The sequence below is a fragment of the Phycisphaeraceae bacterium genome (assembly GCA_019636655.1).
Lineage (GTDB): Bacteria > Planctomycetota > Phycisphaerae > Phycisphaerales > UBA1924 > JAHBXB01.
Map to the genome: position 1 here is coordinate 711,333 of JAHBXB010000001.1, position 24,874 is coordinate 736,206.

Genomic DNA, 24,874 nt, shown 5'->3' on the forward strand with positions numbered 1-24,874 from the left:
CTTGGGGCCCGGCGGACAGCGATTGGGCGTGAACTACTTGGTGGCTTCGGCCTTCGCCGCGGCGGCCTTGCGGGCGGCCGGGGAGGGGCTGCGGCGGCGGGCCGTCAGGGGCTGGTCCCGTCCGCGCAGACGGCGGTACAGGAGCCGCTCGAGCCGCTTGGCCTCCGGGTTGGAGAGGAACTTGTCCTGGCGGAGGTGGCGGAGGCGCTTGGCGCTCTTGCTGGAGCGAAGGTGCTTGCCGTAGGCCTTGTTGTGACGGACGAGACCGGACTTGGTGATCTTCATCCGCTTCAGGATGCCCTTGTGGCTCTTGTTCTTGGGCATGGCGAACCTCTTGGACACCGCGTCAAGGACGCGGGGGCTTGGTGCTGAACAACCCCCCACCGTGAATGGGACGGGAAGCATAGACACCACCCCGGGGGCCAGCAAGTTGGCGTGTTTCGGGGGCGGAAACGGAGGAATTAGGGGCCGACGTGGGAGTCCTCGGCTGAACCGGGAACCTCCTTGCCCGTGATCGGATCGGCCTGGCCAGGATCGGCAAGGCGTGCGACCAGATCCTCGACACACCGTGGGAGCCAGATGTTGTCGCCCTGGGCGTCGACCGGCGACCGCATCCACACGACGGCGCCATCCCCCATGAGCACATTCTGGCCACGCTCGTTGTGGTTGAACGAACTGCCGAAGGGGTTGAAGGTCAGGGTGTGGAACGAGCGAACGACGACCGGGGAGCGGTCGGCGAGAATGACGGACTGAGCATTCCCGGTGGCGCTGCGGTCAATGCGGCCGAAGAGCACGATCGGGCTGTAGGAGACGTGATCGAAGGACTGCCAATCGAACGCGTTCGGTGGCGCTTTGCCACGCTTGGCATCCGGATTGCCCGAGCACGCAAGGTCGTCCAGTTTGGCGTAGCCGGTGCGGATGACGGTGTAGGCGTTGGCGGAGTTGGAATGCTCGGGCTTGCGGCCGACAAACCACCAAGGCTCGCCCGCGCGAGAGGCGGAGGCGAGCGGAAGCGAGTCGCGGCTGTCCTTCGAGTACTGCCCGAACGCCAATCCCGCCGCCATGAGATTGGTCGAGCAGGCCAGCCGACGGTTCGTTTCAACAACGCCCGACATGACCGGAACCACGACGGCGGCGCCGATCAGGAGGAGCGCGGCCACCGAGAGCAGATCCGAGAAATGAAACCGGCGAATGTTGGGGGTATCGGCGGGCGGGCGAAACCGGAGGCCGCTTTCAGAACGCCGGGCCTCGGAGGCGACCGCTGAGAGCGTTCGTGCGATGAGCGCATCGGGCGACATGGCGTCGAGGCTGACCGTTTCCGGAGAGACCAGTTCGAAGATCTGCTGAGAACGAGCAGCCCGATCGCGCAACGGCGTAGGCACGGAATCGACGTCGAATCGGGACTCCAGAAGGGCGTCGACGGCGGCGATGTCCGGCTCGCAGAGGACTGTGGCATCCTCGCCGATCGCCTCAAGCCGGGCGATGCGGAGGAGGGTCATGTCGGCCAACAGGCCGTCGCCGCTGGTATCGCAGGGCGTATCGAGGAGAGAAAGCAGGGCGACCGCTCGCTGAGCAGCGGGCCGGCAGGATTCTGAGACTGAGTCGCAGTTCCAGCCAGCATTGATGAGAGCGTCGATGGCCGCGGCGTCGTGCTCGGCCAAGCCCGGAAGGTCGAGGGGTGACTCCATGCCGTCAATGAAGTCGGGGCTGTCAGGAGAGGGATTCATGAACCGGTCGATTCCTTCGTTACCGTCTGCCATTTCCTAGCGAACGCGGCGACAGCTGAATGCAGGCGGGACTTGACCGTTCCGAGAGGGATCTCGAGGGACTCTGCGATCTGGTTGTAGCTGAGCCGCTGAAAATAGGCGAGCACCAGAATTTCCCTGAGGGCGTAGGGCAAGCGGTCCAAGACCTCCTGCACATTCCTGTCGCGTTCCCGGATGTCGAGAGCGGCTCCCGGAGGGTCGACATCGACCTCCATGAGGTCCACGTACGTCCGGCGATCGCCGTCCGCACCGTGGCCGCCCGCGATCGGCGCGGACAAGTCCAGGGTCCGGCGCCGGGTTGTCTTACGTAGCGCATCACGCGCCTTGTTCGCGGCGATTGTGAAAAGCCATGGTTTGAACCGGCGGCTGGCGTCGAAGGACTCGGCCGACAGGTGAACCTGGAGAAAGGTGTCCTGGAATGCGTCCTCCGCCGCGGCTCGGTTACCGGTCAGGCGGACAAGAAACCGGACAAGGTCGTCGTGGTGTCGCCGGACAAGGATGGGGAATGCGGACGAATCGCCATCCCGATAGGCTGAGACCAGTTCCTCGTCGGTTCGTTCGTTTGGTGCGGGCATAAGGGGTGAAAAACCCGGGGGGAATCCCGGAAGCGCGGGTGAGGGGTTTTATCGGGCGATTGGTGTCAACGTGCTGGAAAGGGGCTCTGGCGACGTCCCGACAGCAGTCTCGACCGCCGGTAGAACGACGCGGACGGCAATCGTACCATGCCAGCGAGAAGTTAGGGATCACAAATCTATACACGGGCCGGGATGGAGCGGGTGGCCGGCCTTGGGGAAGTTCATGGGCGTTCCGATCAGTCAGATGTGGACGGTTGCCACGTACGTTCTGAAGCAGAAGCTCCGTGGCAACCGGCGGTACCCGCTGGTGCTCATGCTTGAGCCCCTGTTCCGGTGCAACCTGGCCTGCGCGGGGTGCGGCAAGATCCAGTACCCCCCCCACATCCTGAAGCGCCAGCTCACGCCTGAGGAATGCGTGAAGGCCGCGGACGAGTGCGGGGCGCCGATGGTGTCGATCCCCGGCGGCGAGCCACTGCTGCACCCGCAGATCCGCGAGATCGTGGCCGGCCTGACGGCTCGCCGGAAGTACATCTACCTGTGCACCAACGCCCTGCTGCTCAAGGAGAAGCTGGAGGCGGGGTGGTTCAAGCCCAGCAAGTACCTGACGTTCAGCGTGCACATGGACGGGCAGGAGGAACACCACGACTTCGCGGTCTGCCGCGAGGGGACGTACAAGACGGCGGTCGAGGGGATCGCGCTGGCGGTGAAGATGGGGTTCCGCGTCACGACGAACACGACGCTGTTCGACGGTGCGGACCCGAACTCGGTGCGCCGGTTCTTCGATGAGATGATGGGGCTCGGGGTCGAGGGGATGATGGTCTCGCCGGGGTACGCGTACCCCAAGGCGCCGGATCAGAAGAGCTTCATGCGGGAACGGCAGAAGACACGCGACTTCTTCCGCATGCTGCTCTCCAACCGGAAGGAGACGTGGAAGTTCAACCAGAGCCCGATGTTCCTCGAGTTCCTGATGGGCAAGCGAGAGTTCGAGTGCACCCCCTGGGGCATGCCCACGTACAACATTTTCGGGTGGCAAAAGCCGTGCTACCTGCTGCAGGACGGGTACGTGGACTCGTTCAAGGAACTGATCGAGACAACATCGTGGGATCGCTACGGCCGGGCGAGCGGCAACAAGGCGTGCCAGCAGTGCATGGTGCACTGCGGGTACGAGACGAGCGCGAACGACTACACCTTCGGGTCGGTCCGGGGCATGCTCGCGACGGTGAAGGCGCTGGTCACGGGCCGCTACGCCGACGAACCCGCCGCGGCGATGCTCGCGGAGGAGTCCAAGCGTCCGCACGGACCGCTCGTACAACTGGGAATCAGCGTCGAGCCCAAGGCCGGCGTCAAAGCCGACGGAGCAGTCACGGCGGCGTAGTGTTCTAGCGGAAAAACCCGGGTGTACTCGCGGTGGGCTGCCCGTAGAATTCGGGGCGCGGCTGTGAGTGCATGCCCATGAACGATGACGCCAATCGAAGACTCGCATCGGAGTTGGCCGCGAGGCGGGCCTCGGCGAGCCATGCGCCGCCCGAGGGGCTGCCGACATCGAGGGGGGCGGAGTTGTCCACCGTCAGTGTCCCCGAGCCGCTGAGGCCGATGTTCCAGCGTGCCCAGGAGTACGTGCAGCGGTACTTCTCGCACCGGATCGAGGATCCGACCCGCAGCACGATCACGATCTCAGGAGAGCGGTACATCCTGGTGCGGGCGGCGTCGATGTCGGTCGAGTTCTTCGATCTTGTGAAGTCGCTGTACCAGGACCACGGGGCGGAGGAGGCGAGCGCGGTCGCAGGGAACCTGCTCTTTGACATCGCGCACGCGATCGGCCGGGCCGATGCGAAGAGCTTTCATGCGCGGATGGGCGTGACGGATCCGATCGCCCGGCTGTCGGCGGGGCCGGTGCACTTCTCGTTCTCAGGGTGGGCGTTCGTGCGGATTCTTCCGGAGTCGATCGCGGCGCCCGACGACACGTTCTGCCTGGTGTACGAGCACCCCTTCTCGTTCGAGTCCGATTCATGGATCAAGCAGGGTCGTCGCGCGCCGGGTCCGGTGTGCATCATGAACAGCGGGTACTCGGCGGGGTGGTGCGAAGAGTCGTTCGGGATGCCGCTGGTCGCGGTCGAGGTGGAATGCCAGGCGTGCGGTGACCCGTGTTGCCGGTTTGTCATGGCGCCGCCCGATCGGATCGAGGCGCACCTCGCCGCTCACCGGGACAAGAACCTGGGCCTGGGCCCCACGGCGACACGGGCTGCGCCGCGCGTGCCGAGGTTCTTTGAACGCAAGCACATGGAGCAGTCGCTGCGCGAGGCCAACCGCATGCTGGAGTGGCGGGTGCGGGAGCGAACCGAGGAGTTGGAGCGAGCCAACAAGGACCTCGCCGCGAAGGTCGCCGAACTGGAGAAGGCGAAGCGGCGGCAGTCGCGCCTGATGCAGGAGCTGGACCACAGGGTCAAGAACACCCTTGCCGGAGTGATCGCGGTCGCGGAGAGCACTCTGGCCGGCGCAGCCTCGATCGAAGACTTTCGCGCGGCGTACCTGGGCCGGATCCATGCCCTCGCACGGGTCCACGAGTCGCTGACACAGTCTCACTGGATGGGGGCCGATGTGGCGGAACTGGCGGAACTGACACTCCGGCCGCATGCGAGACCCGATGGTACCGGAGTGCAGACCCGTGGCCCATCGGTCTTGCTTCGCGCCGAGGCGGCGGGGCCGCTGACGATGATGCTGCACGAACTGGCCACCAACGCGCTCAAGTACGGCGCGCTGTCGGTTCCTGACGGTGAGGTCGTACTTGAGTGGTCGTCACGCGAGACCGCGGGCGAGCCGGACGGCATCGCGCTGGAGTGGCGCGAATCAGGGGGGCCACCGGTGGCCCCCCCGGCGCGCGAGGGATTCGGGTTGTCACTGATCCGCGGAATGGCCGAGTACGAGTTGCGCGGCACGATCAGCGTCGGCTTTGCCGCGGACGGACTGACGTGCCGCGTCGTCCTTCCGGCCTCGGCGCGTGCGACGGAATCAGACGACAGCGATGAGTGATCGCCACACTGGGTTCCAGCAAGACCGCCAGACCGCTAAAGAATGTCGCTGGGCAAGCGGTGGAGACTCCCCCGTTGAGCCGCCGCGTGACGATGCGATGATGCCTGGGCACACCACCTCGCTGCCGGAACCACCCCCACCCCTCATCCGTAGCGCTCCGCGAACAGCCCGCTGCGCCCCATCCCCGATCGGTGGTGACAATACCCCGTGAGCCGTCCCCGCCAAACCCGTTCCCGCCGCCGCTACCACCTCCGCGGCCCCGGCCTCGCGTACATCGGCCTCTCCCTCCTGATCGCGCTGGGCGCCTTCAACAGCCAGAACAACCTGCTCTTCTGGGCGTTCTCATTCACCCTCGCCCTGCTCATCGTCTCCGGTTTGCTCAGCGGCGGCATGCTTATGGGGATTGCAATCACCCGTGAGGCCCCCAGCCGCGCAGTCGCCGGGCACCCCATCTCCATCGCCTACGCGCTCTCCAACCGCAACCGCCTACTCCCGGCGTTCGCCATCGAGATCGTCGATACCGCTCTGCCACCCGCCCCGGCCGACACCCGCTCGATCATCGCCTTCGCCCCATCAATCGGAGCCCGCGCCGACGCGACGGCCCGCGCCTTGCTTCGCCCGATGATCCGCGGCCGATGGCGCCTCGTCTCGGTGCGGCTCGAGAGCGGATTCCCTTTCGGCATCTTCCGCAAATCGATCGAGTTTCCCCTCACCAGCGAGATCCTGGTCCGTCCGGCGCCCATTGCCCCGGATCCCGCCATCCTCGCCCACCTTGACGATCTTCGGCGCCTGGGCGAGCGCACCCGCGACCGTCCCGGCTCCGACGGCGAGTTCTTCGCCCTCCGCGAGTACGTCAGCGGCGACTCCCCCCGCCTCCTCGCCTGGCGGGCCTCTGCCCGCCGCGGCGAGTTGCTCGTTCGTCAGCCGGGAACCGTGGCACGCGCCGGCGTCCTCGTCGACCTCGACCTCCCTTCCGCCGGCCTCCCTGCCGACGCCGAGCACGCGATCTCCCGCGCTGCCGGGCTCATCATCGAGAGCGCCCGCCGCGGGATGGAGGTCGGCCTGGTCGTCCGTTCGTACGGGATAGCACGTCCGTGCCGCCTGACCGAGGCTCACGCCGCCCGCCTCCTGGACGACCTGGCACAGATCGACCTGGCGAACCCGGCCCTCCCCTATCCCACGCCCTTCCGCATCCGGCCGCAACCGTCGCTCCCCTCTGGCGTCCACCGGCTCGTGATCTCCGCCGCCGCGCCAGCCCCGGCGACGCCCGCATGAACCACTCTCACCGCCTCAACTCGATGCTCTTTGCGACCGCAGCCGCGGCGGCGATCGCGTACTGCGTCGCCGAGCCCGCGCCGCGGCTGGGACTGTTCTCCGTCGCTTGCATCATCGGTGCGTACGTCGCGGCCCGCTCGCGGATCACGTCGGTGCCCCGCATGGTCACCGGCCTGGTGGTCCTCGGCGCGATCGCTCGCGTCACCCTCCAGGTCCTTGCGGACAGTCATCAGGAGAACCTCGTCTCATACCTCGCCCAGTTCCTCGTGCTGGTGATGCTTATCAAGCTGTTTGACCGCCGGACCCCGCGCGACGACGGCCAGCTCCTCATCCTCACCCTCTTCATCGTTATCGGCGCGCTGCTCACCTCGAACGCTCTCCCCGTCGGCCTGCTCGCCCTCGCCTATGCCCCGCTGGCGACCGCCACAGCGATGCTCCTGCAGATCCAGTCCGGCGCCGTCCGCGCGGCCGATGCCGCCGCGCTCATCGGAGCCCCTCTCCCGCCGACCGCTCACTCCCGCCCGCTTCTTGGTCCCTCCGGGCGGCGCCGATTCGTCGGCATCGTCGCAACCGCGGTCGTGATGTCGCTCACCCTCAGCGTCGCCGGTTTTCTCATCGCACCCCGCGGATTCGGCCAGGGTGCCCTCGGCCGCTTCGGCCAGGTTAGTTCCGGCGCCACCGTCGGCTTTACCGACCAGATCCGCCTCGGCTCGCCGGGGCTCCTCGATCCCACCAACACCACGCCCGTCATGGACGTCCTCGCCTCCGACGGCTCTCGCAACGTCGGCAGTCTGGCCCGGCCGCTGCACCTCCGCGGCAGCGTCCGCGACCGCTGGAACTCCGGCCAGCGCACGTGGGAGAGTTCTGGTCCGTCCACCCGCGAGCCGCCCGGGCCAATCCCCGTCCAACTCCCCGGCATCGTCGGCTCCGGCCCCGCCACCACGCTCGATGTGGCGATGCGGAACGCCCCCGGCGACCGCGCCACCTACCTGTTCACCCAGTGGCCCCCCGTCACGATCGAGTTCGAATCGCCCGAACGCCTCTTCCCACCGGGTCCCTCGCTCGTGCTCCAGCGGGTTGGCCGTCCGGGTCGCCTGGAGTACCGCGTCGTCACGCAACCGCTCTCCCACTCCGCCGGCGCGTCCCCAGCACGCCCGACCGCGTTCGCCGATGGCCCCATCGCCGCGCTCGCCCGCGGCACCGCGGGCCTTGGCGACGACACGTCCCCCGTTCCTTTCGAACAGGCCGCCTCTATCGCGTCCCGAATCGAGCAGCACCTCCGCTCCGACTACGCGTACACACTCGAGATGCAGGCTCCCCCCGCCGGCGAGGACCCGATCGAGTTCTTCCTCTTCACCCGCAAGGCCGGCCACTGCGAGTACTTCGCGTCGGCGATGGTCGCGATGTGCCAGTCGCTTGGCCTCCCCGCCCGCATCGTCAGCGGCTACCTCGCCGCGGAGTTCAATGCCGGCACCGGCCGCTACATCGTCCGCGAGTCCAACGCCCATGCGTGGGCCGAGGTCTACGTCGGCAACGGTCGCTGGCGAACGTTCGACCCATCCCCCCCGGGCGACATCGAACGGCTGCACCGCCCCGCGTCGGGCTTGTTCGCGCGGCTCCGCGCCTACTACGAGGCGATCGAGTTCAGTTGGAACAAGTCGGTCGTGCTCTTCGACGAGCAGAGCCGCTCCGACCTGCTAACCAGGGTTCGCTGGTCCCGGCTCTCTCCCGGCAGGCTCGGCGACCGCCTGGCCACCTTCGCTCGCGGCGCGATCGCGAAGATCCTCTCCGGCGACGTCCGCGCCTGGGTCGAAGTCTCGGGCTGGATCGCCATCGCCGCGGGGGTGATTGGCGTTATCGTCCTGGGCGCCCGCCAGTTCGGGCCTCGCCTGCTCGCCCGAGTGTCCCGGCTCGGCACCCGCGCCCGCGACACCGATGAGGCAGAGATCGCAGCCCAGACGACGTTCTACCGCCGCATCCTCCGCGCGCTCTCCCGAGCCGGCGCCGCCAAGCCCCCGGGCCGGACCGCCCTGGCCCACGCTGCGGCAATCAGCCACGACCTCCCGGACCTTGCATCCACGCTCCGCGACGCCGCCATCCTGTACCACCAAGTCCGCTTCGCTCGCCGGCCGCTCACCCCCGAGCAGCGGTCGGTCGCACTGGCCCTCGCGGATCGTGCCTCAACGGCCGCCCGCCGACCGAGAACACCGGCCTCGCCACCACCCGGCCGATAAGCACGCCCATCCCGGTTCGATCGCGCCGATCACGCCGGACCGCACGCCTGCAAATCCAGCCTGTCGCCCCACTTGCTGAAGGGATCGATGCGCCGGCCCGATGCTCTCATCCGCCGGGACGCGCGCCCGAGTCCGCGTCCCACTCTTCCGAGCCATCCCGTCATTTGTTGAGAGGGCACGAGTGCCAGCCTCACGATCACGAACCGAGCACTGGTTGGACTGTCTGCGCAAGATCCACGAGCGCGGCGGCGCCATCGAGATCTCCGTCCGCCGCCCGGAGCACGACTCCGCCAACCCGGCGCCGGGGGGCTCCGACATCGTCTGGCGCGTCAAGATCGTCTCGCTCACCGCCTCAGAGGTGGTCGTCGAGCCCCCGTCGGTCTGCGGCGCCAACATCGAACTGAGCCAGGGCGTCGCCCTCATCGGCGCTATGACCGTCGGGCAAAACCGCTGGATGTTCACCACGCTTGTCCGGGGCCACCGCGTCGGCACGGGTCCCGATGGCCAGCGTCTCCGCCAGCTCGTCCTCGCCTCACCGCAGGGCGTCGAGCGATGCGCCCGCCGCCAGTTCTACCGCCTCGGCACAACCACACTCAACCTCACCCCGGTCCAGTGCTGGCCGCTGCTCAACCCCTCCACCGTCCTCACCGCGGAGACTGCCAACCGTCTCCTCATCGAGCGGCTTCTGGCCGACAACTCGCTCGCGGCAGCGGACCAGGCCGACGAGGCCGCACCCGAATCGATCCAGCTCCCCGAGGCCGCGCCCCCCTTTACCGCTCACCTGGTCAACGTCAGCGGCGGCGGCCTGGGCCTGCGCATCCTCCGTAAGGACGCCGCCGCCCTGGAGCGCCGCCACTTCTTCTGGGTCCGGGTCGACCTGCGGCCGCACATCCCCGCCCCCGTCGCCGTCACGGCCCGTCTCGCCCACACGCACATCGATTCCGAGCAGAATGTCTACGCCGGCATGGCGTTTGACTTCGCCTTCAACCCCGCGCACCGCAAGTTCGTACTCGACCTCTTCACCGGCTACGTCGCACGACTGCAGTCGCTGCAGCGTCCACACACGGCCAGCGCCTGATCCCGCCCGCGACCGGCGTCTACTTCCACTTGTTGGTGTACGACTCGGGGTTCTCGATCACCATTGCGCACACCGTGCCCTTGTACGACCTCAGCAGGATCGCGTTCGTCCCGCCGTTGATCTGCGCCCGCGTCGTCTGACCGTCGCTGGTCACGAAGTTCGGCCGAATCGTGGTGCTCGCCAGTTCAACCGAGCCCTCGCCCGACGCCAACTCGAACATCCCCATCGACGCCGTCGGGATCTGCAGCAGCACCGTCCCCTCCTCCGTCGTCAGCGCCACGGGCGAGGTGACCGGCTTGTCCGTCCTCACCCTGATCGGGCCCGACGAATCCGCGAACCGCCCGTTGTCCACCTGGATCGCCCCCGTAACGCCGATCAGTTCGACCGGCCCGCCGCGGTTCCAGATCATCGCACCCGAGCACGACGGCACCCGCAGCGTGATGTCCGCCCAGACCTCCGCCGGATCGTGCCACGTGGTGCCCGACCGTACCTTGAGCACCCGGCCCCCCTCCTGCTCCAGCCACTCGAACACGACGTTGACCGTCTCCGTGCCGCGGGAGTCCATCATCGAGTCCGGCGGCGGCTTCGCGCCCGCGACCACGTTGGGCACAAGGTTGGTCACCAACGGATCCACGATCACGGTGACCGACCCATGGAAGTTCCGCACGTCGATCGCCGTGTTCGGTGACCACCCCTCGGCCGGCGTGGCGACCTGGGGCTCGATCCCGCGGCGCAGCGAACACCCGACCGCCATCACCCCCACACAAACCGCAACCCCCGCCGCCATCCACCATCGCCGAGACACCTGGATCATCAGTCATCCTCAGAATTCCCGCCAGCTGCACCCTCTCAGGGTCCATCGGCAGGCTGGGTAGTGTATCGGACACCGGTCCCGACTGCCGTTGAACCGCTGCCCCACCCAAGCCTTACCCCAGGTTCCCACCCCGCGGGGGAGCGCTCACCACCCCGATCCCCACTTGACCCAAACTCCAGCGTTTGGTTAAATGCAGCAACTCCGGTGTCGTACCGGGGTGGTACATCGGCCCTCCTGCATGCTCGGAGTTCGGCCGTTAATGGCGGAGTCTCGGGCGGCTCCCGCGGCGACCTTTACAGTCCCGCAACAGCCGACCGGAGAACAACGCCCGTCCGGCTTGTGGATCAATGCCGGATGTATAGATCCAATCGAGTCCTGACCGTGCTTCAGCAGTTTCAAGACCAGCCGCTCGACACCGGGGCCCTGCCTTATCCGGTGACGCTGCCGCCTTGGCGCGCCGCACCGCGGTCCCGGGGTGGCCCCTTCTTGCTGCAGCACACGCGGACCTGATTGGAAACGGCCACGCGACGGGGCCATTCGCCCCCCGCACACCCACGCACGCAGGCGAGGCCAACTCGCCGGCGCGATGCCGCGCCCCGGGTGGATGCGAAGGGATGTCGCCATGCTTGGTCCCGCCGTTCTCGTGTTGGCAATCTCGGATGCGGCCGCCATCGGGATCGGCCTCGCCGGGCTGGCCGTCGGCGCCATCGCCGGAGTGGTCGCCATCCGTTCGATCTCCGGCCGTACGCTGGCGAATGCGACCCGGGAGTCGCAGAGTCTCCTCTCCCGCGCCAAGGACGAGGCCCGGGTCATCACCGAGAAGGCCGCGGTCGATGCCGACAAGCTGGTCCTGGAGCGCAAGGAGAAGTTCGACACCGAGACCGAGGCAGTCCGGCGAGAACTCCGGGAAACGGAGAAGCGCCTCGGCAAGCGGGAGGACCTGCTCGATCAGAAACTCGAGAGCCTCTCCGCCAAGGAGGAGTCCCTTACCAAGGCCACCGACTCCGTCCGCGCCCGTGAGCAGAAGGCGGCCCAGCGCGAGGAGGAACTCGAGGGGGTCATCCGCGAGCAGCGCGACAAGCTCCTCCACATCGCCAAGATGACCGAGGAGGAGGCCAAGCGCGACCTCCTGCTGCGGGTCGAGGAGGACGTCCGCCTCGACATGTCGAAGGTGGTCCACAAGATCACCGAGGAGGCCGAGGCCGATGCGACCAAGCGGGCCCAGGAAATCACCCTGATGGCCATCCAGCGCTACGCAGCCGAGCACACCGCCGAGTCCACGGTCCGCGCCGTCCCCATCCCCTCCGACGACATGAAGGGCCGCATCATCGGCCGCGAGGGCCGGAACATCCGCGCCATCGAGAAGGCCACCGGCGTCGACATCATCGTCGACGACACCCCGGGCGTTATCGTCGTCTCGTGTTTCGACAAGATCCGCCAGGCCGTCGCCGTCGAGTCCCTCAACCGCCTCATCGCCGACGGCCGCATGCACCCCTCCCGCATCGAAGAGGTCGTCGAGAAGGTCAAGAGCGAACTCAACGAGCGGGTCATCAAATCGGGCAAGGAGGCTGTCATGGAGGTCAACCTCCGTGGCGTGCACCCCAAGGTCGCCGAGGCCATGGGCAAGCTCTCCTTCCGCACCTCCTACGGCCAGAACGTCCTGCGGCACAGCGTGGAGGTCGCCTTCCTCTGCCAGATCATCGCCGAGCAACTCGGGCTCGACGGCGCCGTCGCGCGCCGCTGCGGGTTCCTCCACGACATCGGCAAGGCCATGGACCACGAGATGGAGGGCGGACACCCGAAGATCGGCATGGACTTCGCCCGCCAGTACGGCGAGAAGGAGCCGGTCCTCAACGCCATCGGCGGCCACCACGCCGACATCCCGTCGACGTCCTTCTACACCCCCATCGTCATGGCCGCCGACGCCATCTCCTCCGCCCGCCCCGGCGCCCGCCGCGAGTCGATGGAGAAGTACGTCCAGCGCCTCAACGAACTCCAGGACATCGCCCTCAAGCAGCCCGGAGTCACCGAGGCCTACGCCATCCAGGCCGGCCGCGAGGTGCGCGTCATGGTCGATGCCAAGCGCATCAGCGACGACGAGGCCCACAAGATCGCCTACGACATCGCCAAGAAGGTCTCCGAGGAAATGACCTTCCCCGGCGAGATCCGCGTGACCGTGCTGCGCGAGACCAGGGCAGTGGAGTTCGCACGCTGATCAGTGTCCCCAAAGACCCGACATGATCGCTCGTCGCAAACGACTTGTCGGCATCCTCTTCGCTTCGGGACTCGCCGCGTTAGTGCTTGCTTGGATTCTCCAAGTTCCCCAGTCAACGATCTTCAGCGACCGAGCATTCAACATTTTCTGGTTCCGGGATGCCAACGGCAAGTACGTGTTCTCGGAGACTGATCCGCCCACCCGCGAGGGCGTGGTCACCTACGTCGGCTCGATTGCGCGGCTGAGCAATATCAGCGGACGCACGCCGTGGATGTCCGCGTACTTCGAACGCCACCACCAATCCATCATGTTGGATTGGCAGGCCACCACGGCTAGCAGTGAGCCTCGATCGAGGTGGCAACGGGCAACCGATGCGGAGAATCTCAAAGTTCGTGCGGCATTCCTGGATCACGTCATCGAGCACAACCCACAGCTCGATGCGACAACTGCAAGTCGCATGCGCAGCCTGGCGGACGACTCCAGGACGCGAGACTTCCTGCTCCCTCGCGGCATCGCCTCAATATCGCTCCAAGCGGTCGGGATAGCGGCGTGGTCGGCCGTCTTCCTGTACCTCTTCTTCCACATACTCCGCGGCTGGTGGAGACGAGGCATGAGTTCCAGGCCCATCGGCTTCTGTTGCGCTCGGTGCAAGTACGACCTCGGCGGATTGGAGCTCTCCGAGTTGCACCACTGTCCGGAATGCGGACTGACCCTACCCAAGCCGGTTGTCTCCTCCAAGGCCAAGACCTAATGACCTTCCGTAATCTCGCTGCCGCCAATCAGTCGCTCTGCCTGTTCTATCCGCCAGCGGTCACAGTTTGTAGATAGTGCGGTGTGTGTGGTTGCCGCTGACGTTGGCATGAAGCCCGCTGCGGTCCTGCTGATCGGCGCGGGTCAAGGTTGGCACGAGCAAGCGGGAACGGGTCAAGACGCGGATCGTGGTGGAGGATCTCGAAGGGCGGGTGATCGACCTGCACGCCCTGAGGACGACGCTGGGGACCCAACTGGCGCGAGCCGGCGTGACGCCCCAGGTGGCGCAGCGCATCATGCGGCACGGAGACGACCGAACCACCCTGAAGCATTACACCGTGTTGGGACTGACGGACACGGCGGCCGCGATGGACCGCCTCCCCGCCATCGCCCCCGAACGGCAATCCGAGGCGGCGACGGGGACCACGGACGCGGCCCCGATCGACCCCCAGCTATTCTGCCAGCAGTTGGAGCGCGGAACGGGGCGGAATCGCGCGGCATCGCGCGGCGAAGCGACGTTCGGACGTGACCGGTCGGAAAGCCGAAAGACCCCGCAATCGCCGGGGTTTTTGCACGATTCCGCTATACGTTCTACAAAGCGGGCGACCGGACTCGAACCGGCAACATTCAGCTTGGAAGGCTGACACTCTACCATTGAGTTACGCCCGCAGGCGTGGTGAGAGTGTAGCGTCCACCCGGAGCGGGATGGGGACGGGAGGCCGCCTGGCCCGGCGTCTTGTACGCTGTCCAGACCATGGCCTACCTCGCGATCCTCGGTCGATTCCACCTGGTTCTGCTTCACTTGCCGATCGGGCTGATCGCTGGTCTCGCGGCGGTCGAGGTGCTGGCGATGCTCGGGCTGCTGGCGTCGGCCAGGCCGGTGATCCGCGTGCTGGTGTGGCTCGTGGCCGCGAGCGCCGCCGCGACGGCCGCCACCGGGTTCATCCTCAGTTACGAGGACGGCTACGGGCCAGGCGTCACCGTGCACATGTGGCTGGGGATCGCGGCGGCAGTGCTGGCGGTCACGACGGCGGTGCTGCTGGAGGTCTCGATGCGGCGGGGCGGAGCGGGGGATGGAGGGGGGAGGAGGGGGTACCGGTTGGCGCTGCTGGCCACGCTCGGGGTGGTCATCGCGGCGGGGCACTTTGGCGCGACGCTCACCCACGGGGAGGGGTTTCTCTTCGCGCCGCTCTCGGCCGCCCCCCCCGCCCCCCCCATCGCGGGCCCCGCGCCAGAGCCGTCGCCGCCGCGGGAGGTCGCCCCGCCAGCGGCGCGTGAAGGGCCGCGGTTCGAGGCGGATATCCAGCCGGTCTTCGCCTCGCTCTGCTACAGGTGCCACTCGGATGCGAGGCAGCGCGGCGGGCTGGCGCTGCACACGCCCGAGGCGGTGTTGGCGGGAGGAAAGTCAGGCCCCGTCGTGGTGCCGGGCAAGCCCGATGGGAGCGAGATGGTCCGGCGTCTGCACCTTCCGCTCGATGATGACGACCACATGCCGCCGTCGGAGCGTCCGCAGCCGACGGCGGAGCAGATCCGCGCGATCGAAGAGTGGATCAAGGCGGGGGCGCCCGTCCCGGCGCCGCGCGTCGGCGGGGGCGGCGGCCAGTAGAATGCCCACCAGGCCGGGGCGGAGCGGGTGATCGGGCGGCCCTGCCGCCGCGGAGAACGGACGTGATGCAGAACCGCGCGGGCGCCAGCCTGTGATCCCGAGCCGCCGCCGGAACGCCCTGCCGTTCGTCGTGCTGGCCCTGCTCGCCGGGCTGGGCCCGATGGTGGTGGTGCTGTGGCTGTCGTACTCGAGGGCGCTGGAGCGATCGAGGGAATCGCTGCAGACCGTCGTCGATTCGGCCTTCCACAGGGCCGAGCGGATCCTGCAGACCGCGGAGGTGCTCCTGACCCGTCTGGCGACGCAGACCCAGGGGAAGATGACGGCGGAGACGCAAGGCCTGCTCCGGCAGGCGGTGTACAACCAGCCGTTTTTTCGCGAGGCGGGCCTGATCGATGAGGATTCGATGCTCGTCTGCACGAGCCTCGGGCCGGTGGAGCCCCCGGTGAGGGTCGACTCGGCTTCAAAGTCCGACCCCGATCGGCGGGCGATGCAGGTGGTCGGGGTGCTCAAGACCGAGGTGATGAAGGAGCGTTCGATCATCGTGTCGCTACCGACGATCGGCAAGGGAGAAGTCAACCTGCTGATCGACCCCGCGGTGCTGATCGACCCGTTCGTGGACACCGATCTCGGGCCCAATGGATCGGTGGTGTTCACAAGCGGCGGCGGGCAGGTGCTCGCGGCGAACACCACGATGGCCGGCGATGAAGCCGAGGACCCCGCCCGGTCGCGCGATGTGCGCGTCGAGCGGCGGTCGGACCGGTTCCACCTGACCGTGACCGGGCGGATCTCGCGGCCGTGGGCCCTGCGGTACTGGCTCGGCGACCTGGCGCTCCCGGTCAGCGTCGGCCTGCTCTGCTCGGCGGCGATGGTGACGGCGGTGTTCCGGCTGTCGCGGCGGAAGCAGACCATGGACGCCGAGCTGCGGATCGCCCTGGCGAATGATGAGTTCGAGGTTCACTACCAGCCGACGGTCGAGACGACCACCGGGCGCTGCGTGGGGGCCGAAGCACTGATCCGCTGGCACCATCCCGAGCAGGGGTACATCCGGCCGGACATCTTCATCGCTGTCGCCGAGGAATCAGGCCTGATCGAACCGATGACCGAGGCCCTGATGCGCAAGGTGGTGATCGACATCGGCGTGCTGCTGGTGGCCAAGCCGGACATGCACGTCGGGATCAACCTCGCCCCGGACCAGTTCACCACCACGCGGATCCTGGAAGCCGTGAAGGAGATCTTCCGGCCCGACGGCGTCCCGCCCTCGCGCGTGATCTTCGAGGCCACCGAACGCAGCATGATCGAGGACGAGGCGGGGCTGCCGCACCAGGTGATGGACGGGCTCCGGGCCCTCGGTGGCGCACTGGCATTGGACGACTTTGGAACGGGGTACTCGAGCCTGGCGTACCTGCACAAGTTCCGCTTCGACTACCTGAAGATCGACGCCTCGTTCGTCAAGCGCATCGGAACGGGAAGCGTCAACGCCGGCGTGATCGATTCCATTATCGAGCTCGGGCACCGCCTGGAGGTCAAACTGATCGCCGAGGGGGTCGAAACCGAAGCCCAGCGTGCCTACCTCGCCGAGCGCGGCGTGCACTACTGCCAGGGCTGGCTGTTCGCCAAGGCGCTCACGCCGCGAGAGTTCCACCGGTTTGTGGAGGCTCGCGCCGGGATCGAGCCGGCGAAGGCAGCCGCGACCGAAGCGAGGAGCGCATGACGAATCGAAGAGTGCTTCGAGCGTGGTTCTTCCCGGTCGCCCTGCTGGGCATCGTCGCGCTGCACCCGCTGCTTGTCACCGATGTTCAGAAGGTGATACTCGGCGTGTACCTTGTCGCGGTGCTCGTGGGCAGCCTGCTGATGCTCCCTCACTCGCGCCACTCGAGGAACATCGCGTTTCTCCTCGGCGGCGCGGCCCTGCTGTGCCTGGGGATCGCCGGGGTTGTCGGGACTCAGCCCGCTCGGGTGCTCGCGATCGCCGGGCTGACCGCCCTCCAGATGTATGTCGTGTGGCACACTTACGCCCGGGTGGTTATACGGTCGCACCGGGTCAACGCCGAGGTGTTCTACGCGGCAATCGCGGTGTACGTCATGCTGGCCCTGCTCTGGGCCGGGCTCTTCGAGTTGACGGAGAGCCTGATCCCCAACTCGTTCGCGTACCAGACGGCGACCAAGGACATCGACGAGGCCATGCTCTACTTCAGTTGCATGACGCTCACCACCGTCGGCTACGGGGACATCACGCCTGTCAGCACCACCGCGCAGACTCTGGCTTCGCTCGAGGCGATCACCGGGGTACTGTACATGGGCGTCACGATCGCCAAGATTGCGTCACTGTACAACGCCGAGGCGGAGTATGACTGACTCGGAGCTACTGCTGAGCGGCGTCCCGTCCTGCTGCCGCGGGGCGATCTGCGCCCTCGGGCATCCCGGCGAGTTCGCTTGACAACTCCTGGGCCATCTGCTTCTCGGCGGTATCGTGCAGTCGCGTCTCGAGGCCATCGAGCATCCGCCGGGCTCTCTGCGGGTCTCGCACGTATCTCACGCAAATCAGCGCTGCCATCAGCCGGATGCTCGGCACGTGCGGATCGGTCCGGTACGCCTCGATAAACCTTTCATACGCGGCGAGGGCCGGTGTGTACTGACGATCGCGGAAGAGTTGGTTTGCGATGTCGTACATGTACTGGCGGCTCAGCGTGGCGGCGCCCGGGATGTCCCCGAAGCGATCCACAAGGGGCAGGTACGCCCGCGCCGCCTGCTCGTGCTGGCCGGCGGCGATCAACGATCCCACTTCGGCCCGGGCGGCGGCAAGGCTGTCGAGCCGGGCGGCCGTCTCCGGTACCGCCACCGACTCCGCACGGCGTTTCACGGCCCGCTGGGCTTCCGCAGCCGCGGAGCGGATCTGCTTGCGGCGGTAGGCCTGGCGGCCCATGGTGAACAGGTCGTACTGCTCGCGAGGGATAAACCGCGCCCAGAGCAGGAAGAGGGAGAGTGAGATTCCCCATGCGTATCCGCCGAGGTGAGCAAAGTGGGCGATGTTCCCGCCTTGCCCGGTCATGGGGGCGAAGAAGTCCCACAGCACGCCGAACGCGATGATGTACCACGCCGGCACCCACACCATCCCCGCAGTCAGGATGTAGAAGCACCGGATCGACGTTCGCGGAAAGAGGACGAGGTACGCCCCGGTCACCGCGGCGATCGCGCCGGAGGCGCCGATGGCCGGGGATGCCGACATCGCCACGTGCAGCGCACCTGCCGCGTAGGCCCCAACCAGGTAGAACGCGAGGAACCCGACCCGGCCGAACCGGTCCTCGACGTTTGGCCCGAAGGCCCACAGGAACAGCATGTTCATGAGCAGGTGAAACCAGCCACCGTGCAGGAAGGCGCTGGTCAGCGGCATCCACCACCGGAAACCACTCCGGATGAGCCAGATCTGTTCCAGCACCTCGCGCCAGCGGGTCGGGTCCGACCGCAACCAGGCCGCTTGCACAGCAAAGATCATGACGCACGCGCCGATGAGCGCAAACGTCACGACGGTGCCCCGGCGAAGCGGCCGATCGGTACTGACTGGGAACAGCATGCCACGATCCTAATCCGGCACAGTCAGGCGCGGGCGTCGTGCTCATTGATCGGCGGTGAGTTTGCTGGCGCTGCGATCGATTCCTATAGTCCGCCTCGTCGACCGGAAGTCTTCAAACGGCCAGGGTGACCCTGCCGGGACTCGCTGTTCGTGTTTTCGAAGGATCAGACCAATGCCAGTCACCGCGAAGGGCCTTGAAGGAATCGTTGCCGCCGAGTCGAAGATGTCGTACATCAACGGCGAGAAGGGCGTTCTCGAGTATGTCGGGATCGCGATCGACGATCTGGCACGAAACTCCACGTTTGAAGAGACCGTTTTCCTTCTTTGGAACACCCGCCTCCCGACCAAGGCGGAACTGGAGCGGTTCAGCTCCGACCTTCGCTCCCGGTACAGCCTGCCCAAGGGCATGCTCGAGCGCATCCAGAGCCTCCCCAAGGATGCGAAGACCATGCACATGCTGCGGACGATGGTCTCATCCCTCGCCCTGCACGACCCCAATCCCGATGCCAACGACGTCGCCTCGGCCCGCGAGAAGGCACTGAACATCCTGGCCTGCGCCCCCACGATCGTGGCCGCGTTCGACCGGCACCGCAAGGGGAAGCCGTTTGTCGCCCCGCGCCAGGACCTGTCGTTTGCCCAGAACTTCCTCTACATGCTCAACGGCGAGGCCCCGACACCGACGATGGCCCGCGCCTTCGACGTGTGCATGATCCTCCATGCCGACCACGGCCTGAACAACTCGACATTCACTGCCCGGGTCATTATCTCCACGCTCTCCGACATGTACTCGGCCATCACGGGCGCCATCGGCTCTCTGCGCGGCCCGCTCCACGGCGGCGCCAACGAAGAAGTCATGGTGATGCTCGGCAAGATCCCCACGGTCGATGCGGCCGAGGCATTTGTTCTTGAGCGGCTCGCCAAGAAGGACAAGATCTCCGGCTTTGGCCACCGCGTCTACAAGGCCTACGACCCGCGAGCCACCTACCTCAAGACCCTTGCCAAGCAGCTTGCCGCGGATACCGGGAACATCGACCTCTACAACAAGTCTCAACGCATCGAAGAGGTCATGCTCCGCGAGAAGGCCGCCAAGGGCATCTACCCCAACGTCGACTTCTACTCGGCCACAACCTACCACAGCATCGGGCTGCAGCTCGACCTGTTCACCCCCATGTTCGCGCTCTCCCGCATCGGCGGGTGGGCCGGGCACGTCATTGAGCAGCTCTCTGATAACCGGCTCTACCGCCCCACAGCCGAGTACGTCGGCCCGCACGGCGTGCCGTACGTGCCGATCGACAAGCGGTAGGCCGGCCCATCAGACGCACCCTCGACCCTTTTGACTGTTCTAAGCACATCGAGCAATCATGAAGTATGATCCCCGGGCCGCACGGCGGCAGGAGGTCTTCCATGAGTGCATCGATCGTCGTTCGGGTGCTGGTTTCGATCCTCTTCTCGTGGCTCCCGATCTGGATGGCCGCCTGTTCCGGCGGCTCTTCATCACCGTCCGCGTACGCGGGACGTGAGCCGAGCGAGGTTCGCAAGCCCGTTTACATCACCGATTTCATGGTCGCCCCTGGTGCGGCCCCGGCAAACACCAACGTACTCGGCCGTGAGCCTGTAGCGGAGCGGCTGGGCATCGTCCCCCATGAAGACCAGGAAACCAGAAGCCGCAAGCTTGTCGAGCTCTTCTCGAAGACACTCGCCGAGGACCTCTCGAACGCCGGCATGCGGGCGGTGGTGGTCGGGGCAGGTCCGATCCCTCCCGAAGACGGGTGGGTTGTCCGCGGAGAGTTCGTCCGTCTCGACGAGGGCAATCGGCTTGCGCGGACCGCCATCGGGCTCGGCGCCGGCGCCGCCGAAGTCCGTGTCATTGCCACGGTTGCCGATTCTGCGCACGACTCCAGGAACGCAGGGCAGCACTACGACCTTGAGAAGAAGGCCGGGCTGCTCCCCGGCGCCGTGTTCCTGATGAACCCCTATGCCGCCGCTGCAAAGTTCGTGATCTCCAAGGCTGCGCCCGATGTCGATGTCAAGCGTGCGGCCCAGGCTCTCAGCGATCAAATCGTTCAGGGGATCAGGGACGGCTCACTCGAAAGGCAGCTGGCCGAGGCGTCTCGCTAGCCAACTCACCTCGAAGCGGCGCCGGTACACCGGATCGCGACCGCGGTCATGTCGTCCGGTTGCTGCGTTCCGGCAGTAAACGCCTCGACGTCGGCCCGGATTCGCTCGATGATCTGCTCCGAAGGCAGCGCCGCTGCTGCGAGGAACGACGCCGTCAACCGCTCGACCCCGAACTGCTCGCCTTGGGTGCTCATCCACTCGAAGAATCCATCGGAAACAACCAGCAGAATGTCACCGGGATCGAACCGAAGGTCCGTCCCCGGGTCATGTTCGGCATCTTCAACGATCCCGAGCGGCAGGCCGTGCGTCGCCGGCTGCTCGATCTCCCGGGTTGCCGCGCGGTAAAGCAGCAGCGGCCCATGCCCCGCGGACAGGATTGTCATGGTTGACAAGCCGGGGTCCAGGATCCCGGCGAAGAACGTGACAAACTGTCGGCCATGGGTGTCTGCGCACACCAACCGATTCATCCGATCGATGATCTCGACAAGCGGCCGCCGGCCGTGCAACGACGCCCTGGCGTACGCGCGGCACACCGCCGCCATGATCGCGGGCCCGATCCCGTGCCCGGTCACATCCGCCACGGTTACAATCACCCTGCCCTCAGAGGTCATCGACCAGTCGTAGAAGTCCCCACCGGCCTGCTCGGCCGCCTCGCTCCAGCCGGCAATATCGAACCCGTCCGCGGGTGGTGGAGCTGAGGGCAGCAGACCACGCTGGATATCCCGGGCGATCTCGAGTTGGCTGGTGATCCGCTCCTTCTCCGCGGTCACGCGCGTCAGGTCATCGATGTGCCGGACGAGCTGGTTCCGCATCTCCAGGAATGTCCCGGCAAGGTCTCGCGTCTCTCGCCCGCCGCGAGAGGCGAGGCGACCCAGACTCGCCAGGCTCTCGTCATCATTGCTGAAGTCGCCGTCGGTGAAGGTCTTGACGTCCCGAGAGAGGGTCGCGATCGGGCGTGCAATCCGGCGTCCGGCGACCACCCCGACCAGCCCAACCACGGCGGCGACCCCGAGCCCGGCCATCGCATACCACCGCAGATTGGCGCTGGCGACTTCGTGGAGATCGTCCAACCGGACGTCAGCGCCAACCACGTAGCGTCCGACGGCATCGCCGGCGGGCACAAAGACCGATCGAAACGAACCGTACTTGTCGGTGTAGGACGCGAACCGCGGCTGCCCCGTCTCCAGCGCGTGGGTGATCGCGGCGGGAGGCTGCTCGTAGGGCTCAAGAAGCCTCGCCCAGTCGTGCGCCAGCAGTTCCTTCTCCGTGGCGCTCGAAGCCAGCATCAGAATTTGTCCGTCGCGATGCTCGCAGGCGTACAGGTACCACACCTCGGCTTCACGGGCCAGGCGGGTGAGCTTCGTCACAAGCGCGTCGTACTGCGCCTCGGTCACCTCCCCACGCAGGACTCGCCCGGAATAGTCCGCCGGCAGCACATCCGGCACCGCCGATGCGATCGCACGCAGCCTGGCATCCACCTCGCGGTGCACCGACTCCATCTCCGCCCGAAACCCAAGCCAGGCAACCAGCGAGGTCGCTGCGATCGCCGTCAGCACCGCCAGCGCGATCAACTGCCATGTCAGGCTCAGGCCGCCGCGAGGGCGGCCTGGTCGGCCCACGGAATGACCCTCGACTGTGGAGTGACCCATCGTGAGGCAACGATAGACCCGTCTGAGTGCCATGCGGCGGCGCGGCTATTCTCTCTGGCACCCTTCGGGAGTCCTGAACGATGAGTCTCATGTGGCTGTTCAACCTTCCGACATGGCTGTTCTGCATCGGGACCATGGGCGTGTCGGTCGCATTCAGCGTCGGGGGCTTGATCGCGTCCCGCCCCTTGGTCCACCGATGGCTCGGTGAATCCCACGCCTCGAACGAGATGGTCAGCTATTTCCTCTCGGCGATCGGTGTCTTCTACGGCATCACGCTCGGCTTGATCGCTGTTGGTGTCTGGGAAACCTATTCGAGCGTGGGTGACGCCGCGTCCCGCGAGGCGGCCTCGATCGCCGCTCTGTACCGTGATGTGTCGGCGCTCTCCGAGCCGCACAGCACCGAGCTGCGCGAGTCGCTCCGTTCCTACACACGTCACGTCATCGACGACGCGTGGCCGATGCAGCGCCGCGGCGAGATACCCCACGGCGGCACCGTCCACATCTCGGCGTTCTCGAACAGCCTCACCAACTTCGAGCCGGGCTCGATCCGGGAGCAGACCGTGCAGGCCGAGGCTTTCCGACAGCTCAACAACCTCATCGAACTTCGACGCCGGCGGGTCGAGGCCGAGTTCGCCGGTATGCCGCTGATGCTCTGGATGGTCGTGCTGATCGGGGCGGTGCTGAATGTTGTCACTACGTGGCTATTCGTTGTCCCACGACTTGGCCTTCACATCGCTCTCGTCGCCATCATGTCCGCGCTCATCGGCCTGCTCATCTACATGATGGCCGCGATGGATCACCCCTATCTGGGAGACATGAGCATCACGTCCGAGGCGTACGAAATCGTCTACAACGACCTGATGATCAGCGAGACATAGCGCGGAACTCTCTCCATCAGCGAGACGCCTACGCCCCGGCGATCACAATGCTCTCGATCCGCTCCGGATCGTTGTACCCCAACGCAAAGGGAGTGCTGTCGAACATCTCCAGTGAGCACTGCTCCTGGCGGATCAGCCCCGTCTTCGGGAGTTTCCCAAGCCGGTGAAGCTCGACCATCCCGCACACCCCGGCAGCGGTCGTCAACTCGATCGCCGGCCACACCCGCCCGGCGATCCGTGTCGCCCGCACGATCCGTTTGAAGTTGACCTGCTCACGCCTCCCGGACCGCATCCCGATGCCGTTGATGAACACCACGACCAGATCCTGCAGCGTGTAGGGCACGGCATGCTCCAGCAACTCCACCGCAAGGGCACGGGTGAACGGAGTCCCCGACTTCCCCCGGCTGGAAGCATCCGCGTGTTCGGCGCCGAGGCGGAGGTCTTGCAACAAGAACTTCATCAAATCCCGGTGGCCCGGATAGCGGATCGTCTTGTACGCCACCGCTGTCTCGGGAGTGACCTTGCCCTCTGCTTCAAGCGTCTCGATCAGCGTACCGACCCCGCCGGACGTGTAGAACGCTTCGTACTCCACGCCCTCGAAGGAGAACCTCTCCAGCCCTTCCAGCGCAGGCACCTTGACATGCCGGCCGCCGAGCATGGCGTTGCACGGTTCGCAGTACTCGTTCACCACCCCATCGGCTGACCAGGTGATGTTGTACTTGAGCGCATTGGTGGGGAACTGTGGCAGGGCGCCCACGCGCAGCGTGAGCCCGTGGACCACGTCGAACCGGCGGGCAACATCGTGCGCTGCAATCGCGACGTACCCCGGCGCCAGTCCACACTGGGGCGCCAGCGCCACCCGGCCGTGCCCCCCATCGGCGATGGCGCGGACACGATCTGTCGTTTCGACGTCTTCGGTCACGTCGAAGTAGTGCACGCCTGCCTCGTTGGCCGCCTCGGCGATCCCGGCCACGAAGTTGAACGGCAGCATGCAGATGACATAGTCCTGGCCCGCCAAGGCTGCGCGTACCGATTCGGTGCTCGCCACGTCCACCCGGCGAATCGCGTGCTGCCCGCCCGAGGCCAGGACACCGGTGAGCGACTTGAGGTTGGCTTCGACGCCTCTCAGAACGGCCTCATCCCGGTCTGCGATCGTCACGCGGTACTCCCCGCGACCGAGCACCAGGAGCAGCTCCGCAACGGACTTGCCGACCTTGCCGGCCCCCAGCACGAGCACGTTCTTCATGCGTGATACCTCCGCCACCGCCCGCGCGGCCGCGTGCCGACGGGCCCCGATGTTAGCGCACCGCCCACC

The 24,874-nt window shown here is 66.7% G+C and carries 21 protein-coding genes and 1 tRNA gene; 14 read left to right on the forward strand and 8 right to left on the reverse strand.

Annotated elements, in window-relative coordinates; all coding sequences use genetic code 11:
* Positions 1–33 precede the first annotated feature (33 nt).
* The 3 genes from rpmI to KF745_03095 form a co-directional block, all read right to left on the reverse strand.
* Positions 34–324, reverse strand: a complete 291-nt coding sequence (gene rpmI / locus KF745_03085; protein MBX3357391.1) for a 50S ribosomal protein L35 — start codon at positions 322–324, stop codon at positions 34–36.
* A gap of 137 nt (positions 325–461) precedes the next feature.
* Entirely contained in the window at positions 462–1,727 is a 1,266-nt protein-coding gene (locus tag KF745_03090; protein MBX3357392.1) for a hypothetical protein, read from the reverse strand.
* Positions 1,724–2,341, reverse strand: coding sequence for a sigma-70 family RNA polymerase sigma factor (locus KF745_03095; protein MBX3357393.1), 618 nt, complete (start codon positions 2,339–2,341; stop codon positions 1,724–1,726). Before KF745_03095 ends, KF745_03090 begins: the two co-directional genes overlap by 4 nt.
* A 244-nt stretch (positions 2,342–2,585) precedes the next feature.
* Here KF745_03095 and hpnH point away from each other — a divergent pair, with 244 nt between their 5' ends.
* The 5 genes from hpnH (at position 2,586) to KF745_03120 (ending at position 9,958) form a co-directional block, all read left to right on the forward strand.
* Positions 2,586–3,716, forward strand: coding sequence for an adenosyl-hopene transferase HpnH (gene hpnH, locus KF745_03100; protein ID MBX3357394.1), 1,131 nt, complete (start codon positions 2,586–2,588; stop codon positions 3,714–3,716).
* Between the two features lie 77 nt (positions 3,717–3,793).
* Positions 3,794–5,371 (forward strand): hypothetical protein, encoded by a 1,578-nt coding sequence (locus tag KF745_03105; protein ID MBX3357395.1) that lies wholly within the window; start codon positions 3,794–3,796, stop codon positions 5,369–5,371.
* A 207-nt stretch (positions 5,372–5,578) separates the two neighbouring features.
* Positions 5,579–6,646, forward strand: a complete 1,068-nt coding sequence (locus tag KF745_03110) for a DUF58 domain-containing protein (protein ID MBX3357396.1) — start codon at positions 5,579–5,581, stop codon at positions 6,644–6,646.
* Complete coding sequence (locus tag KF745_03115) at positions 6,643–8,880, forward strand: DUF3488 domain-containing protein (GenBank protein MBX3357397.1); 2,238 nt, start codon at positions 6,643–6,645, stop codon at positions 8,878–8,880. The genes KF745_03110 and KF745_03115 overlap by 4 nt, the downstream gene beginning before the upstream one ends.
* 214 nt (positions 8,881–9,094) lie before the next feature.
* Positions 9,095–9,958 carry a hypothetical protein gene (locus tag KF745_03120; protein MBX3357398.1) on the forward strand — a complete coding sequence of 288 codons (864 nt, stop codon included), beginning with the start codon at positions 9,095–9,097 and terminating at the stop codon, positions 9,956–9,958.
* 19 nt (positions 9,959–9,977) lie between these two features.
* Here KF745_03120 and KF745_03125 read toward each other — a convergent pair whose 3' ends face one another.
* The gene (locus KF745_03125; GenBank protein ID MBX3357399.1) at positions 9,978–10,772 is read right to left on the reverse strand and encodes a hypothetical protein; all 795 of its coding nucleotides are present in this window, start codon (positions 10,770–10,772) and stop codon (positions 9,978–9,980) included.
* Positions 10,773–11,394: 622 nt separating this feature from the next.
* Between KF745_03125 and rny the strand changes: the two genes are divergently transcribed.
* The 3 genes from rny (at position 11,395) to KF745_03140 (ending at position 14,381) form a co-directional block, all read left to right on the forward strand.
* Positions 11,395–12,987, forward strand: a complete 1,593-nt coding sequence (rny, locus tag KF745_03130) for a ribonuclease Y (GenBank protein ID MBX3357400.1) — start codon at positions 11,395–11,397, stop codon at positions 12,985–12,987.
* Between the two features lie 22 nt (positions 12,988–13,009).
* A complete protein-coding gene (locus KF745_03135; GenBank protein MBX3357401.1) occupies positions 13,010–13,738 on the forward strand; it encodes a hypothetical protein in 729 nt (242 codons plus the stop codon).
* A 184-nt stretch (positions 13,739–13,922) separates the two neighbouring features.
* Entirely contained in the window at positions 13,923–14,381 is a 459-nt protein-coding gene (locus KF745_03140; GenBank protein MBX3357402.1) for a tyrosine-type recombinase/integrase, read from the forward strand.
* Here KF745_03140 and KF745_03145 read toward each other — a convergent pair.
* Positions 14,335–14,406 (reverse strand) — tRNA-Gly (locus KF745_03145). The two genes, KF745_03140 and KF745_03145, sit on opposite strands and share 47 nt — an antisense overlap.
* Positions 14,407–14,491: 85 nt before the next feature.
* Here KF745_03145 and KF745_03150 point away from each other — a divergent pair.
* From KF745_03150 to KF745_03160, 3 genes are all read left to right on the forward strand, one after another.
* Positions 14,492–15,343, forward strand: a complete 852-nt coding sequence (locus KF745_03150; GenBank protein MBX3357403.1) for a hypothetical protein — start codon at positions 14,492–14,494, stop codon at positions 15,341–15,343.
* A 91-nt stretch (positions 15,344–15,434) separates the two neighbouring features.
* Positions 15,435–17,054, forward strand: coding sequence for an EAL domain-containing protein (locus KF745_03155; protein ID MBX3357404.1), 1,620 nt, complete (start codon positions 15,435–15,437; stop codon positions 17,052–17,054).
* The gene (locus KF745_03160) at positions 17,051–17,698 is read left to right on the forward strand and encodes a two pore domain potassium channel family protein (protein ID MBX3357405.1); all 648 of its coding nucleotides are present in this window, start codon (positions 17,051–17,053) and stop codon (positions 17,696–17,698) included. The genes KF745_03155 and KF745_03160 overlap by 4 nt, the downstream gene beginning before the upstream one ends.
* Before the next feature lie 7 nt (positions 17,699–17,705).
* Here KF745_03160 and KF745_03165 read toward each other — a convergent pair whose 3' ends face one another.
* Positions 17,706–18,914 carry a rhomboid family intramembrane serine protease gene (locus KF745_03165; GenBank protein ID MBX3357406.1) on the reverse strand — a complete coding sequence of 403 codons (1,209 nt, stop codon included), beginning with the start codon at positions 18,912–18,914 and terminating at the stop codon, positions 17,706–17,708.
* Positions 18,915–19,086: 172 nt separating this feature from the next.
* Between KF745_03165 and KF745_03170 the strand changes: the two genes are divergently transcribed.
* Together KF745_03170 and KF745_03175 are read left to right on the forward strand one after the other, a co-directional pair.
* A complete protein-coding gene (locus tag KF745_03170; GenBank protein ID MBX3357407.1) occupies positions 19,087–20,217 on the forward strand; it encodes a citrate synthase in 1,131 nt (376 codons plus the stop codon).
* Positions 20,218–20,318: 101 nt separating this feature from the next.
* Entirely contained in the window at positions 20,319–21,032 is a 714-nt protein-coding gene (locus tag KF745_03175; GenBank protein ID MBX3357408.1) for a DUF4410 domain-containing protein, read from the forward strand.
* Positions 21,033–21,037: 5 nt separating this feature from the next.
* Here the strand turns inward: KF745_03175 and KF745_03180 are convergent, their stop codons facing one another.
* Positions 21,038–22,681 carry a SpoIIE family protein phosphatase gene (locus tag KF745_03180; GenBank protein MBX3357409.1) on the reverse strand — a complete coding sequence of 548 codons (1,644 nt, stop codon included), beginning with the start codon at positions 22,679–22,681 and terminating at the stop codon, positions 21,038–21,040.
* An 80-nt stretch (positions 22,682–22,761) separates the two neighbouring features.
* On the opposite strand from KF745_03180, the gene KF745_03185 reads away from it, so the two are divergent.
* Entirely contained in the window at positions 22,762–23,559 is a 798-nt protein-coding gene (locus KF745_03185) for a DUF4239 domain-containing protein (GenBank protein ID MBX3357410.1), read from the forward strand.
* A 28-nt stretch (positions 23,560–23,587) separates the two neighbouring features.
* Here the strand turns inward: KF745_03185 and KF745_03190 are convergent, their stop codons facing one another.
* Complete coding sequence (locus tag KF745_03190; protein MBX3357411.1) at positions 23,588–24,805, reverse strand: saccharopine dehydrogenase NADP-binding domain-containing protein; 1,218 nt, start codon at positions 24,803–24,805, stop codon at positions 23,588–23,590.
* Positions 24,806–24,874: the final 69 nt, after the last annotated feature.

What these genes read in the sequence shown, in the direction of transcription:
- rpmI (MBX3357391.1), bottom strand. Translation starts at nt 324, where the DNA reads ATGCCCAAGAACAAGAGCCACAAGGGCATCCTGAAGCGGATGAAGATC.
- KF745_03090 (MBX3357392.1), bottom strand. Translation starts at nt 1,727, where the DNA reads ATGAATCCCTCTCCTGACAGCCCCGACTTCATTGACGGCATGGAGTCA.
- KF745_03095 (MBX3357393.1), bottom strand. Translation starts at nt 2,341, where the DNA reads ATGCCCGCACCAAACGAACGAACCGACGAGGAACTGGTCTCAGCCTAT.
- hpnH (MBX3357394.1), top strand. Translation starts at nt 2,586, where the DNA reads ATGTGGACGGTTGCCACGTACGTTCTGAAGCAGAAGCTCCGTGGCAAC.
- KF745_03105 (MBX3357395.1), top strand. Translation starts at nt 3,794, where the DNA reads ATGAACGATGACGCCAATCGAAGACTCGCATCGGAGTTGGCCGCGAGG.
- KF745_03115 (MBX3357397.1), top strand. Translation starts at nt 6,643, where the DNA reads ATGAACCACTCTCACCGCCTCAACTCGATGCTCTTTGCGACCGCAGCC.
- KF745_03125 (MBX3357399.1), bottom strand. Translation starts at nt 10,772, where the DNA reads ATGATCCAGGTGTCTCGGCGATGGTGGATGGCGGCGGGGGTTGCGGTT.
- rny (MBX3357400.1), top strand. Translation starts at nt 11,395, where the DNA reads ATGCTTGGTCCCGCCGTTCTCGTGTTGGCAATCTCGGATGCGGCCGCC.
- KF745_03135 (MBX3357401.1), top strand. Translation starts at nt 13,010, where the DNA reads ATGATCGCTCGTCGCAAACGACTTGTCGGCATCCTCTTCGCTTCGGGA.
- KF745_03150 (MBX3357403.1), top strand. Translation starts at nt 14,492, where the DNA reads ATGGCCTACCTCGCGATCCTCGGTCGATTCCACCTGGTTCTGCTTCAC.
- KF745_03160 (MBX3357405.1), top strand. Translation starts at nt 17,051, where the DNA reads ATGACGAATCGAAGAGTGCTTCGAGCGTGGTTCTTCCCGGTCGCCCTG.
- KF745_03165 (MBX3357406.1), bottom strand. Translation starts at nt 18,914, where the DNA reads ATGCTGTTCCCAGTCAGTACCGATCGGCCGCTTCGCCGGGGCACCGTC.
- KF745_03170 (MBX3357407.1), top strand. Translation starts at nt 19,087, where the DNA reads ATGCCAGTCACCGCGAAGGGCCTTGAAGGAATCGTTGCCGCCGAGTCG.
- KF745_03175 (MBX3357408.1), top strand. Translation starts at nt 20,319, where the DNA reads ATGAGTGCATCGATCGTCGTTCGGGTGCTGGTTTCGATCCTCTTCTCG.
- KF745_03180 (MBX3357409.1), bottom strand. Translation starts at nt 22,681, where the DNA reads ATGGGTCACTCCACAGTCGAGGGTCATTCCGTGGGCCGACCAGGCCGC.
- KF745_03185 (MBX3357410.1), top strand. Translation starts at nt 22,762, where the DNA reads ATGAGTCTCATGTGGCTGTTCAACCTTCCGACATGGCTGTTCTGCATC.
- KF745_03190 (MBX3357411.1), bottom strand. Translation starts at nt 24,805, where the DNA reads ATGAAGAACGTGCTCGTGCTGGGGGCCGGCAAGGTCGGCAAGTCCGTT.